Raw genomic sequence first — 11,859 nt, 5'->3', positions numbered from 1 at the left:
TGCGGTGTGCGAAGAACTCACCGGCCTATAAGGTCGAGGACGCCACGCAGGGTCTTGCCCATCGATCGAATCATCTCCTCGCCCGCCTCACCTCGTCATCCCGACAGAAGTTCCAATACTCGTCCATATCTGCGAGCGTTAGCTTCTTCGGCTGCATCTTGGCCCAGGCATCCGCCATAAAGAGCATGAAGCTCATTGCGCCGTCATCAGAAACGGCATGCGGCTGATACACGATAGGCAGGTTCATCACGAGCATCCCTGTCGGAGCACTTTGTTTCTTTTTCAAAGCGGCGATAGGCGACCGCCCGTTTTTCACAGGTCCGAGACGCTCCGATTACGCCTGTCGCTGCGAATTCACAAGATTGACCGCCAGATTGGCGTGAACGACGCGCGGTTGCAACCACCGATCACCGTCGCCGCACGGCCTGGCTGTGCCGATGGGGGCAATTGCGGCCTTCAAGCCCGCAAAAAGGAGGTATCCGTGACCCAGTGTCCCGAATCCAATTCGGCCGAGCGTCATTGCTATGGCGTGATTCTCCATCATCGCGCCGAATGGTGGCTTGTCGAATTTCCCGAGCGCGATCCGGACCCTATCAAGGCATGGGCCCTGACCGGCCAGCTTACGCCGGCGATGGCGGATTGGTTTCGTGCCGATACGGGCAATAACGCCGCCAAGGCAGAGGTCCCCGCGTTGAACCCGGACAGTCGCTGCTGGTCTGGTGAATTCTCGATCCGTCCGTCGCCGGATAGCGCCGATCGCTTCGACATCGATGCGCATCCCTGGGGCTCCGAAGCGGGCGAATTGGAGACGCGGCTTGCCCGCGCCATGATCGAAAGCACACTCTTCCCTATCCCGCCCGGCTTCCTTTCAGTCTTCACAGGCCTTCCGGACGACGATCGACCCGTTCTTGCCATCCGCCTCAGCGGCTATATCTGCTCGACGTTCGAAGTGCTCACCGCCCGTTACATGCCGGTCTATCGGCCTCGATCGCCCTGGCGGGACATATCGGGCGAGGCCGTCAGCGACAGCGGCAGTGACATTCTCGGATGGGCACCCGCCCGCGACTGGATCAGGCCGGCATGACACACATGGCCTACCGATGCCGGATCGAGCTTGCGCCGATACCGCTGGATCATTATATCTGACTAACTAGTCAGATGGAGAATTTTCATGACTACCTCCAAACGCGCCGGTGACGGCCCCGCACGCAAAGGTGGTTCCAGGCTTCCACCAGCGGCGCGCGGATGGAAGCTCGAAGACGCCAAGGCGCGGTTCAGCGAGGTGGTTCGCCTGGCCCGCAGCGAAGGGCCGCAACGCGTCACGGTGCGCGGCAAGGATGCCGTCGTTATCATCAGCGCCGACGAACTCGAAAGATTGCTGCCGCCTGAACGCAAGAAGCCGCTTGTCGCCTTTCTCGAAGGACTGCACCTCGAAGGCGTCGATCTGACGCGCGAACGCGATAGCGGACGGGACATCGTCTTGTGATCGGCTGGCTTCTCGACACCAATGTGATTGCCGCCCTCATAAATCCCAACGGCGCGCCGAGCGTGAAGACATGGGCGTCGGAGCAGCCCGAAGAAGCGCTGTTCCTCAGCATCCTGACGCTCGGCGAATATGACAAGGGAATCCACGCCATACCCGCGAACCATCCCGAGCGGCCCCGCTATATCGGGGCTCGCGATGCGCTCGAAGCGCGTTTCAAAGGTCGCATTCTGTCCGTTGATGACGCGATTATCCGGCGATGGGGAGCAATCTCCGGCGACGTCAAGCTAGGGACGGGCCATGCGCCGGGCGTTGTCGACACAATGCTGGCGGCCACCGCGATTGAGCACCAGCTTTATCTCGTGACTCGCAACGTCAAGGATGTGCGTCACAGCGGCGCAGCCATATTCAATCCGTGGGAGGATGATCCCACAACTCTGGCGCTATCCTGACCAGTTCGGGAATGAGATCCTTCCTCAGGCCCCTTCGAGCAATCGCTCCCGCGCCAGATCCAGCGCGTGCGAAAGCCGTATCGCCACCACCTGGTCCTTAGGGTCGACGAGGCATTCGAGTGCCGCCTCCATGTGCTTGATGGCGTTTTCCAGCCCTGGCTCTTCGTCTGTCATCTGTGCTTCTCCGTCCCGTCGCGCTCAGTCGGCGGGCACCCCCCCGGAGGAGGATGCCGGCCCCTGAGCCGGACGGTAGAAAGACGCGAACAATAGAACGCGTGCCTGATCTTTAGCCGGAGCCTGGACATAATCAGGCAATCCGGCCGCAAGGCATGCGCCGACTCTATTGTTCGGAGTTTCTACTCTCCGGCCCACCACCGGCGGACCCGCCCCTCTAACCCAATCGGGCAGCAACTGCCAATCGGTTCCGTGCGAAATTACCGGATGCCGCAGGTGGGGACGGGATATTCAGCGTGTCGATAGACGCGCCGCTTCGACCGGCCGATACATATCCGCGCGATCACGCATTACGCTGGTAAGCCAGGCGAGATGGCTGGCCGCGTCCGCCAACGGCAACGTGGCTACCGCGTCGAACAGGCTGCGTTGATAGGGTGGACCGCTATCGAGGATATCCACCAGCTTTTCCCGCGCCGGGCTATGGGGATCGGTGATCTCGGCATTGGCTTCGCGAGCCGCCTCCAGAAAGGCCTCAGCCAGTTCTTGCGTGGCATAGTAGCCGCTGTCGAGACCTTCCCCGAGCGCGAGGGCGGCGATCTGGCTGCGCACATCCGCGATATCGGGGTCGTTGACTGCATCGATCAGCGACAGGTTGAAATCGAAGGTGGCGAGATAGTCCGCGATCATGGGAAAGTCCTTTCATCCATGAATAGAACATAGGTCGAACATGTTTACAATCGGAATGATGCCCGCAATAGGATCGCGATCATGAGTTTCGCTTCCGCATGGGCCGCCCCGATCGGCCGGCACCCCGCGCCGTGACCATGGCGGCCGCGCCTCTGCGCCTCCGTGGACAGCTGCGCCGATCCGAGCGCGGTTTCCTCCTCGAGATGGAGGATGGCCACGTCTGGCGTCTCAATGGCGCGCAGGATTTCCCGCCGCTGGTGGACGCCACTGTCATCGTCGAGGCACGCAAGGCCAGCAGCAGCCTCCTCGACGTTCTCTGGCTCGGGCCAGCGTAGCAACCCCAAAGGCACGCTCCGATCTCTCCTCGGGCATCGCGTTTGGGGAACCGTCGCCGCGGGCCTCGGCGAGGACGCCTCGGCCCGCAATCAGCGTCGCACGCAGTCTGTCATCACATTCTGCGCCGCCTCGCAGGGTCTCGGCGTGCCAGGGCTGGTCGGGGCAAGCAAGGGCTGCCTCCGGCCAAGAAAACCTAGGAGTAGAAGGGGCCTGCCGACGTTGTCGCTTGGGGTAAGCGGTCGGCAGGCCCCTTCTACTCCAAGCTTTTCTAAAGGCCGCAGCGCGACGTCCCTTGCTTGCCCCGACCAGCCCTGACCCTTGAGCCCCGGCGACGGCGGCTCCGAATGCGATGACAGACGGCCACCGTCGCGTCCTCCGCTGATCAGGAAGGAATGGCTTCGCCATACTTTTCTTTGTTCGGGACGCTGCCGCGTCCGTTTTATTGGCTCTGGCTCACCAAATGCGATGAAATACTGTCAAGAAAACAATGACATATACTCAAAAAGGGGGAGGGGGTATAAGTATAGGTGCTGATGGGGATTGGCCCCGGATGCATCGTTTGGAGTAAAGGCTATGAATATCGGTGAGTTTAACCTGAACAAGGGCCGCATCATCGGGTGGATTGCCACCCGCGCAATCGACCTGCCCAAGCTGGCCTTGCGCCCGGTGGAAAGCGAAAACGAACTGGCCCCGGCTTATGAAATCATCGCGCCCAATGTCGGGGGCCGTGTCGTTCAGGTCGGCGCGCTTTGGGAAGCCGTCGCCAAGAAAACCGGCGAGGTTTTCCTGCAAGGCCATGTTGATGACCCGTCGATGCCCGAAGCCCTGCCCATCGCGCTTTTCGGCTCGGTGGAGGAAGGCTATCGGGTGGCATGGCGCAGGCCGGAGCGCGACGATTTCGGTCCCGCCATTCGCGCCACCCGCGACAATGCGCCTTCCGGCAACCGTGGCGACGACTACGGTTTCGGTGACAGCACCGCCGATGAAAGCGGCGGACTGTCCAGCCAAGGAGCCGCCGCCGATCTGGACGATGAAGTTGCGTTCTAGGGGCTAGGCCGAGACGGGCCGGGGGAGCGTTGCACCGCTTCCCCGGACCCTAACCGATCATCCTGCCATCAGGAGTCAGACCCATGACGAAGAAGTCAGCTAAGAAAACCGTTAGCACATTTGCGGACCTGCCGGAACTTATCGCGGAGGAAACCGCAAACCCTGCCTTTGAAGCATCCTTTGGCGATCCGCTGCCGCTGTCCATCATCGAACCCGGCGACGAACCGGGCGAACACACCATGCCCGAACCGTTCACCGCGCAGAAGGTATGCGGCGAACTTATCACGTCGCTTTACTGCCTCTTGACCGACACGCGGCTTGACCCGCTCGCCCCGCAAATCGCTTGGGGTATCGTCAACAGCTTCCATTTCGTTGCCGGAACGGTGGAGCGCCAAGAGGATAGGCTTGCCGACAAAATCCGCGACATGACGCGGCGCATGGAACCGGGCGAGGTATTCAACAAAGACCTTGAGGATACCCAGTTGCAATGCCGCTCGCTGGCCGAACAGCGCGCAGCCATCGAGACATTGCGCGACTATGCCGCCGCCATGTATCGCGCTTGTTGGCGTCGCGCATGGGCACCGACCAAGGGCAGCAAGGCGTCATCTGTCACCACCGCAAGCTATATCAATGCGCTGGATTTCTTGCAGGAGCGCGCCCTTGCCAAGCGCGAGAAGCACCAGCCGCAAGGCCCCGTCGTCATCTTTTCCGGCCCAGCCGTATGGGAGGAATGGCAACCGCTTTGGGCGAAGCTAAGCGAGATCAAGGCCCGTGTTCCGCATATGACGCTTGTTACCACCGGGCAACGGAAAGGGGCGGACGCCATCGCGGCGGCATGGGCAGCGCGGGAAGGCGTCCCCGTTGTCGCCTATGGCCTCTATGGTGGCGGGCGCAAGGCTCCCTATCAGCGCAACCGCAAGATGGGCGAGCTTGAGCCGGTGGAAGCCGTCCTTTGCGAAGGGTCCGGCATCCAAGCCAATCTCTATCAGACCATGCGGAAACAAGGCGTTCCCATCCATGCTTTCCGCAAGCCCAAGGATGCCCCCGCATCCCGCAAGCCGCAGAACGGCGAGGGGGACACGTTCAGGCAAGCACGGCGCAGCGCCTGAAACCAAACGGCGCGGCGCTTCCCCCAGCGCCGCGCTACCCATCACACGAGACCCGCCAAGGCTGGCGCGCATCCCCGCGCGCTGGCCTTTTGTCGTGCCCCCGGCCGCCGCCGCGCCTGACGGCGCGGCGGCGGGAAGAACCAAAAGGGGAAGGGCCGACAGGTTCACGCCCCCACCGAAGGGCCGAGCGCCCCACCGTCATCCCCCTTTGCGGGCCTTGGCGCGGCTGGCGCTTTCCCCGAATGGGAAGCATCGGAGGCACCCGACGCCCCCTTGAGCGCAGCCAGCGCGGCAGCGCCGCCCAACCGCAACACATGGCCCAGCACGTCCCGGAACTCGCGTTCCGTCAATTGCTCGACCGGCAGCGCCGTCACCATTGCCGCATAGCGATCGCGTAGCCGCTTGCGTAGCGCAGCCTTCTCGACCGCAATCCTCTTCTCGCGATCTTCCAGATCAGCGAGCCTATCGCGTTCAGACATTTTAGGCATGACCAGTTTCCTTCTCAGGCTGGCCCGCTCGTCACGCGATCCTTGTCGCACAGGCGCACCCGCGCCACAAGCGACCCCACCGCATAGCGCGACCTATCTCCCCACATCGACCACCACCGCAATGGGTGCGCCCGGCAGCGGTAGGGATGACGCAGCAACTCCGTTGCTGCGGGCAAGCGACGCACGCGCTTCGCGGTTTGTAATGCACCGTACGCACGGGTGCTGTGGCCTGAAACTGCCCTATAATCAATGGTTTCCGTTGGCAGACGCGTCAGCCAGATTTCACGTTATTTGGCTGACGCGTCTGCCGCCTCAGTACTATTGCCCGAAAAAGCCCCGCAATTCCGCCGTTTCCGGCTGGCAGACACGTCCGCCACGCTGATTTTATTGTGATCGTCGCTTGTCTGCGCTATAGTTGCTGTGCGTCGTGACCTCCTTGTCGAAGCTCCAGTCGGAGCATCACCTTGGCAAGGGTCACAATCCGGATCGACGATGCCCTTTACGAGCGGCTGCAGCGCCGTGCCCGTAAAGTCGGCGTCAGCGTCGCCGAACTCCTCCGCCCCGCGATCGACCAGACCGCCGATCCCCGCGGCGGCTACGTCTACACGACGCAGGACGAAATCCTCTCCTGCGTCCTGCAGACGCTCTCTATCCTCGCGGCATCGGTGCGACGCCGGTCGCCCGAGACGCTCGAACAGGGCATGGCCGACGCCAGGGCGCTGCTCCTCGAAAAGGGGCTGCTCTCACCGGACGAACAGCCATGACCCGGCGCGCGGATCCCCACCTCGCGGACACATGCCCGGCCTCGCGTTCCCCCTCGGCGGGCTTCCCGTCCGGCCGCGCGATTGCCTGCGATTATTCCCTGCCGGTCAGGGCCATCCCAAATCCGGGGGCATGCCGTAGCGCACCGCCAGCCGTTCGGGGGAGGGGCCGGCCATGAGCATCTTCCGCAACGACACGTTGGGGAGCTGGACGCGGGGCGGGCAGGCGATCGTCCACAATGTCCGCATGACCACCCAGGTCTTTTTCCAGACCGTGCTGGCCGGGCTGATCCTCTGGTTGATGGGGACCTGCTGGTATGCGTTCGAAAAGTCGACCGACTATCAGCGCTTCGTCCTCGCCAAGCTGGTGGAGGCGACCATCAAGGCGGATGCGGCGCCGGGGACCAATGACCCGGTGCTGTTCCGCACCCCCGACGGGCGCCAATACTGGACCTCGGCCGACACCCTCGCCGACTCCGGTGTCGCGAAGCAGGCGCTCCACAAACTCGAAAAGGACCTCATCCACGGGGCGGCCATTGCCGGTGTGGTCGCCCTCTTCGGACTGGTCAGTGCCTGGTTCTATTTTACCAGAACTGGGAAGGGGCTCGGCTCCAACGAATATCTGCGCGGCGCCCGCTTCGGGACGGCCTCGGAAGTGCGGCGCGCGCTCCGGGGGCAGAAGAAGGGGGCGCTCACAATCGGCGGCGTCGCCGTGCCGGAAGCCTTCGAGCCCGAACATATCCTGCTGGTCGGCGCTCCAGGAACGGGCAAGACCAACCTCATCACCACCATGCTCGAAGGCATCCGCAAGCAGGGTAAGCGGGCGATCGTCTATGACACGGCCGGGAGCTTCGTTGAGAAATTCTATCGCCCCGGCAGGGACATCCTGCTCAACCCGCTCGACAAGCGCACCGACATCTGGAGTCCCTGGGTCGATGTTCCGCGGGAGTATCATTACGACCAGATCGCGGAATCTACGATCCCCGACAAACATGGCGATCCGTTCTGGAGCAAGGCCGCGCGCGGCACGCTGGTCGCCGTCCTGCGCAAGCTCGCGCGGCAGAAGCACACGCTCATCTCGGTCCTGCTTGATCGGGTGCTGCGTTCCCCGCTCGCCGATCTTGCCGCCTATGTGAAGGGCACCGATGCCGCCGCTTTCATCTCCGCCGAGGGAGAGCGCACCTCGGCCGGCGTCCAGGCCGAGCTTGCCTCGGTCATGCGCAGCTTCGCCTATCTCGACGATACCGAGGACGGCTTCTCGATCCGGCGTTGGGTCGAGGACGAGAAGGACGACAGCTGGCTGTTCGTCACCGTCAAGGCCGACCAGCTTCCTTCGCTGCGCCCCCTGATCACGGTCTGGCTCGACATCGCGATCAGCGCGATCATGAGCCTCACGCCCGACCGCGACCGGCGGCTCTATTGCGTCATTGACGAATTGCCGACGCTCCAGAAGCTCCCCAGCCTATCCGACTTCCTCGCCCGTGCGCGCAAATATGGCGGCTGCGGCATATTGGGGTTCCAGTCCTATCCCCAGCTGACCGCGACCTACGGCAAGGAGGATGCGGCGGCCATCACCGGCTACTGCTCGACCTGGGTCGCGCTCCGGGCGAACGATAGCGACACCTCGGAACTTATCTCCAAAAACCTTGGCCGGGTCGAGCAGGTCGAAGCCAACGAGGGGATGAGCTACGGCGTCAATGACATGCGCGACGGGGTGAACCTCAGTCGCATGCAGGTGACCCGCCCGCTGGTTCTGGACACCGAGGTCACCCATCTGCCGAACCTTTCGGGTTTCCTCCGTTTCGGGCGCAATCTCCCCGTCGTCCGTTTCACCGATCGCTTCAATCCGCTGCCTTCGATCGCGGCCGCGTTCGTTGAACGCACCGAGCCCCCCAAAAGGCTGCCGCTCGGCAAGGCCATCATCTCCCAGGCGTGGGCAGAGCGCCGCGCGCGCCAGGCGCGGGAGGAGGCCGCGAGGCGAGGGCAGGGTCCGGGACATCCGGACACGCCGCCGTCTCCCGGAACGGGGCAAGGCGATCTTTTTACCGGCGAGGCCAATCCCCCGCCGGCGCGGGAGCCGACCCAGGAGCCGCCCAGCCTGCCGGATCCCCAGGACGCCGTGCCGCAGGATGAGGTGTTCGGACCCACCGACCACAGCGATTCCGGCATGACGGACGAGGGAGCGCCGATCGACGATCATCCCGACGAGGAGAACAGGGTTGCCACCCCCATCCCCTTGTTGGGGGCGACGCGCGGCACGATCCGTGTGCGGCTCGACAGCCATGGCCGTTCCGAAGGCCCGCGTGAGAAGGCGAAGCCGGCATGATCCATCCTCGCCGCCTCAAGGGGACACCCGCCAATATCGGCCGCTACTATACAATCGGCGACTATTATACCAAGGGCGGCAACGAACCCTCCGAATGGGGCGGCAAGCTCGCCGCCAGCCTCGGCCTGTCCGGGCCTGTCGACCCCAAGCAGTTCGAGGAACTGCTCGCCGGCAAGGTCGGCGACCAGCAGCTCGGTCGCCGGCGCAAGGAAGGCATCCAGCATCATCCCGGCTGGGATTTCACGATCAGCGCGCCCAAGTCGATCTCGATCCTGGCGCTGGTCACGGGCGACGAGCGCATCCTTGCCGCGCACGAGCGGGCGGTCGGGGTTGCGCTTGCCTATGCCGAGGAACATGCCGAGCTGCGCCGCCGGGTGGACGGCGAGATCGTCCACGAGACGACGGGCCGGCTGCTGTTCGCGCGTTTCACCGAATATGCCAGCCGCGAGCACGACCCGCAGCTCCATACCCATGTCGTCATTCTCAACATGACCAACCATCTCAATGGCGACCGCATGTCGAGTCTCGAGACGCGCTCGATGTATGCCGAGCAGCTCGTCATGGGTCAGATCTATCGCAACGAGATTGCCCGCGACGTGCGCGCGCTGGGGCATGAGATCGTGTTCGATCCGCGTAAGGGGCTGTTCGAGGTCGAAGGCATGCCCGGCCAGCTTATCCGTGACTATTCGCAGCGCGCCGAGCAGATCAACGAGCATGCCGCGGAGCACGGGCTTGAGGGACAGGCCCAGCGCCGGATCTCCTTCTTCGCGACCCGAAAGGCCAAGGAGACGATCGGCCTCGATGACCTGCGCGAGCAATGGCGCGTGCGTGCTGAACCCTATCGTGAAGATCTCGACAGGCTCCAGGCCGCGGCGCAGGAGCGGGGTGAACGAACCATCGAGACCGATCCGCGCGTTGCCCGCCGCGCCGCTCTGTTCGGCATCCGCCAGAATGAAACGCGCGAGGCGGTCAACAATATAGGCCGTCTCTATCGCACCGCGCTCGCATCGCATGTCGGTGAGGTCCGCCTGGGCGACGTGCGGCCGCTCTACGATGCGCAGGAGAACAAGGGCAAGCTGCTGGTCACGGTGCGCCAGACCGGCGACCAGCCGCTTCCGCGCGGCCGGACATCGCGCCGGACCGCCAAACTCGAACTCGCCCTGTCCGAGCATCTGTCGCTGGCCATGGGCGATGCGAAGCCGGTTGCCACCCGTGAACGGCTGGAAGAGGCTGCGACGGCCGCCAGGCTGAAGCCCGAACAGACCGCGGCGCTGATCGCCATCGGCAGCGGCACAAACCGGGCGGTCGGCGTGCATGGTGTCGGCGGCGCAGGCAAATCCACCCTGGTCGCCGCGTTGGTCGATGCGACCCGCGACGACTATACCACCGTGGCGCTCGCACCGACCTCTTCGGCGGCGGCGGAACTCGGGCACAAGGCGGGCATCGAATCCCGCACGCTCGCCTCGCTGCTCGCGAGCGGCGGTTATGGCATTACCGACAGGCATATTCTCGCGCTCGACGAGGCGGGCCAGCTCGGCAACCGCCAGGCGCTGCGCGTGCTGGAGATCAGCCGCGCGACCGGCGCGCGTCTCATATTCCTCGGCGACAATAAGCAGACGGGCGCGATCGAGCAGGGCAAGGCCTATTGGCTGCTCCAGCAACTCGGGCTGCCGACTAGCCAGCTCAAGGAGTCGCGGCGCCACCTGACCGACGCGACGCAGGAGGCCGCGGACATGGCGCGCAAGGGCGACTATGCCGCGTCGCTCGCCGCGCTGGATCGCGTGACCACCGGCGACACCGCGGAGAACCTCGCCAAGGCGATGGTCGCCGATTGGACCCGGCTCAAACCGGAGATACGGGGCGAAACCAATATCCTCGTCCTCGACAACGCGACCCGTCTGATCGTCAACAGCCATATCCGCGAAGTCCTGAAACGCGAGGGCACCGTCGCGGCCGAAGACCATCGGCTCGAAGTGCTGACCCCGTCCGGCCTGACCGACCAGGAAAAGCAGATGGCGCGCTTCTACAGCGCGGGCCAGGTGCTCAAGTTCACGCGCGACAATCCCAGGCTGGGGATCGCACGCGACGCCGACTATCGCGTCGTCGGGGTCGGCCGGAACAATCATGGCCGCCAGGTCGTGCGCCTGGTCGACGAGCATGGCCGCCAGATCGAATGGCGTCCGGGCCTCGGCAAGGCGGCGCATGTCAATGTGTTCCTGCCTGAGAAGCGCGACCTTGCCCAGGGCGACCGCATCCAGTGGCGGCTGGTCAACAAGGAACTCGAGGTCAAGAATGCCGAACGCGGCACCGTTCTGGCGCTCGAGGGCAATATCGCGACGATCAGATGGGACCGCGGCGAGCGCGTCCAGCAGGTCGATCTCTCGGTCCACCGGACCTGGGATCATGGGTATTCGGAAACCGTCTATTCGTCGCAGTCCAAGACCTATGACCGCGTCTATGCGCTGGCGCCTGTGGAATCCGGCCTCGTCAACGGTCAGAACTATTACACCGCCATCACTCGCGCCGCCTATGGCGTGAAGCTCTGGACCGAGAGCCAGCAACGTCTCGCGGAAAAGCTCGCCTCGCGATCGGGCGAGAAGACCTCGTCGCTCGAAGGGCTCGGCCGGATCAGGGCCGACAGCCACAAGATGCGGGGACTTCGCCACAAGGACCGGCACGACCGCTCCCGCGAGGAGAATGCCCGCGAGCGCGCCGCCCGTAATGCCGAGCGGGAGCAGCGCGAGCGGAAACGGCAGGGCCGCTCCGAACCCCGCCCGAACAGTCTTGCCGAGATCCTCGCCGGCCGCGCGCAGGAGGCTGCCTCGCTGGTCGACCGCTTCCTGCGCGGCACGATCGAACGGGACCGTCAGCACGCGCCGGCGGAGCCCGATCGCGCGGGTACGCGCGAGCCTGTCCACCAACCAGAACCCCAATCCCAACCTCAGCCGCAGCACGATCATGGCGATCGTGGCGGCGGGCATGACCGATAGGAGAAG

13 protein-coding genes are annotated in these 11,859 nt (G+C 64.1%); 9 read left to right on the top strand and 4 right to left on the bottom strand.

What is annotated here, in order from left to right; translation table 11 throughout:
* Nucleotides 1-70 precede the first annotated feature (70 nt).
* On the bottom strand, nucleotides 71-247 hold the full coding sequence (locus tag KFK14_RS21105) for a hypothetical protein (RefSeq protein WP_013846872.1): 177 nt from the start codon (nucleotides 245-247) through the stop codon (nucleotides 71-73).
* A 24-nt stretch (nucleotides 248-271) separates the two neighbouring features.
* Between KFK14_RS21105 and KFK14_RS21100 the strand changes: the two genes are divergently transcribed.
* From KFK14_RS21100 to KFK14_RS21090, 3 genes are all read left to right on the top strand, one after another.
* On the top strand, nucleotides 272-1,084 hold the full coding sequence (locus KFK14_RS21100) for a hypothetical protein (RefSeq protein WP_246524722.1): 813 nt from the start codon (nucleotides 272-274) through the stop codon (nucleotides 1,082-1,084).
* Between the two features lie 87 nt (nucleotides 1,085-1,171).
* Complete coding sequence (locus KFK14_RS21095) at nucleotides 1,172-1,486, top strand: type II toxin-antitoxin system Phd/YefM family antitoxin (RefSeq protein WP_021244107.1); 315 nt, start codon at nucleotides 1,172-1,174, stop codon at nucleotides 1,484-1,486.
* On the top strand, nucleotides 1,483-1,935 hold the full coding sequence (locus tag KFK14_RS21090) for a type II toxin-antitoxin system VapC family toxin (RefSeq protein WP_021244108.1): 453 nt from the start codon (nucleotides 1,483-1,485) through the stop codon (nucleotides 1,933-1,935). The genes KFK14_RS21095 and KFK14_RS21090 overlap by 4 nt, the downstream gene beginning before the upstream one ends.
* 24 nt (nucleotides 1,936-1,959) lie before the next feature.
* On the opposite strand, the gene KFK14_RS21085 is transcribed toward KFK14_RS21090, so the two are convergent.
* Nucleotides 1,960-2,109: a hypothetical protein gene (locus KFK14_RS21085; RefSeq protein ID WP_021244109.1), complete on the bottom strand. Its 150-nt coding sequence runs from the start codon at nucleotides 2,107-2,109 to the stop codon at nucleotides 1,960-1,962.
* Nucleotides 2,110-2,400: 291 nt separating this feature from the next.
* Nucleotides 2,401-2,796, bottom strand: a complete 396-nt coding sequence (locus KFK14_RS21080; protein WP_021244110.1) for a hypothetical protein — start codon at nucleotides 2,794-2,796, stop codon at nucleotides 2,401-2,403.
* Between the two features lie 98 nt (nucleotides 2,797-2,894).
* Between KFK14_RS21080 and KFK14_RS21075 the strand changes: the two genes are divergently transcribed.
* The 3 genes from KFK14_RS21075 to KFK14_RS21065 all read left to right on the top strand — a co-directional run bounded on the left by KFK14_RS21075 (nucleotide 2,895) and on the right by KFK14_RS21065 (nucleotide 5,288).
* Nucleotides 2,895-3,131 (top strand): DUF5818 domain-containing protein, encoded by a 237-nt coding sequence (locus tag KFK14_RS21075; RefSeq protein ID WP_021244111.1) that lies wholly within the window; start codon nucleotides 2,895-2,897, stop codon nucleotides 3,129-3,131.
* 574 nt (nucleotides 3,132-3,705) lie between these two features.
* Nucleotides 3,706-4,179, top strand: a complete 474-nt coding sequence (locus tag KFK14_RS21070) for a DUF736 domain-containing protein (RefSeq protein WP_021243077.1) — start codon at nucleotides 3,706-3,708, stop codon at nucleotides 4,177-4,179.
* A gap of 83 nt (nucleotides 4,180-4,262) precedes the next feature.
* Nucleotides 4,263-5,288, top strand: coding sequence for an SLOG family protein (locus KFK14_RS21065; protein WP_062066095.1), 1,026 nt, complete (start codon nucleotides 4,263-4,265; stop codon nucleotides 5,286-5,288).
* Between the two features lie 164 nt (nucleotides 5,289-5,452).
* On the opposite strand, the gene KFK14_RS21060 is transcribed toward KFK14_RS21065, so the two are convergent.
* On the bottom strand, nucleotides 5,453-5,776 hold the full coding sequence (locus KFK14_RS21060) for a hypothetical protein (RefSeq protein ID WP_013846863.1): 324 nt from the start codon (nucleotides 5,774-5,776) through the stop codon (nucleotides 5,453-5,455).
* A gap of 464 nt (nucleotides 5,777-6,240) precedes the next feature.
* Here KFK14_RS21060 and KFK14_RS21055 point away from each other — a divergent pair, with 464 nt between their 5' ends.
* From KFK14_RS21055 to mobF, 3 genes are all read left to right on the top strand, one after another.
* Entirely contained in the window at nucleotides 6,241-6,540 is a 300-nt protein-coding gene (locus tag KFK14_RS21055; RefSeq protein WP_013846862.1) for a ribbon-helix-helix domain-containing protein, read from the top strand.
* A 172-nt stretch (nucleotides 6,541-6,712) separates the two neighbouring features.
* On the top strand, nucleotides 6,713-8,863 hold the full coding sequence (locus KFK14_RS21050) for a type IV secretion system DNA-binding domain-containing protein (protein WP_013846861.1): 2,151 nt from the start codon (nucleotides 6,713-6,715) through the stop codon (nucleotides 8,861-8,863).
* Complete coding sequence (mobF, locus tag KFK14_RS21045) at nucleotides 8,860-11,853, top strand: MobF family relaxase (protein WP_013846860.1); 2,994 nt, start codon at nucleotides 8,860-8,862, stop codon at nucleotides 11,851-11,853. Before KFK14_RS21050 ends, mobF begins: the two co-directional genes overlap by 4 nt.
* The last annotated feature ends 6 nt before the right edge of the window (nucleotides 11,854-11,859 follow it).

The organism is Sphingobium phenoxybenzoativorans, from assembly GCF_018286635.1.
Taxonomy (GTDB): Bacteria; Pseudomonadota; Alphaproteobacteria; order Sphingomonadales; family Sphingomonadaceae; genus Sphingobium; species Sphingobium phenoxybenzoativorans.
The sequence above is the reverse complement of the archived record's forward strand: the minus strand, read 5'-3'. Positions and strand labels throughout refer to the sequence as shown.

Bases quoted from the DNA above. Each gene is read 5' to 3' on its own strand.
- KFK14_RS21105 (WP_013846872.1), bottom strand. From the start codon at position 247: ATGAACCTGCCTATCGTGTATCAGCCGCATGCCGTTTCTGATGACGGC.
- KFK14_RS21050 (WP_013846861.1), top strand. From the start codon at position 6,713: ATGAGCATCTTCCGCAACGACACGTTGGGGAGCTGGACGCGGGGCGGG.
- KFK14_RS21085 (WP_021244109.1), bottom strand. From the start codon at position 2,109: ATGACAGACGAAGAGCCAGGGCTGGAAAACGCCATCAAGCACATGGAG.
- KFK14_RS21070 (WP_021243077.1), top strand. From the start codon at position 3,706: ATGAATATCGGTGAGTTTAACCTGAACAAGGGCCGCATCATCGGGTGG.
- mobF (WP_013846860.1), top strand. From the start codon at position 8,860: ATGATCCATCCTCGCCGCCTCAAGGGGACACCCGCCAATATCGGCCGC.
- KFK14_RS21080 (WP_021244110.1), bottom strand. From the start codon at position 2,796: ATGATCGCGGACTATCTCGCCACCTTCGATTTCAACCTGTCGCTGATC.
- KFK14_RS21075 (WP_021244111.1), top strand. From the start codon at position 2,895: ATGGGCCGCCCCGATCGGCCGGCACCCCGCGCCGTGACCATGGCGGCC.
- KFK14_RS21060 (WP_013846863.1), bottom strand. From the start codon at position 5,776: ATGCCTAAAATGTCTGAACGCGATAGGCTCGCTGATCTGGAAGATCGC.
- KFK14_RS21065 (WP_062066095.1), top strand. From the start codon at position 4,263: ATGACGAAGAAGTCAGCTAAGAAAACCGTTAGCACATTTGCGGACCTG.
- KFK14_RS21095 (WP_021244107.1), top strand. From the start codon at position 1,172: ATGACTACCTCCAAACGCGCCGGTGACGGCCCCGCACGCAAAGGTGGT.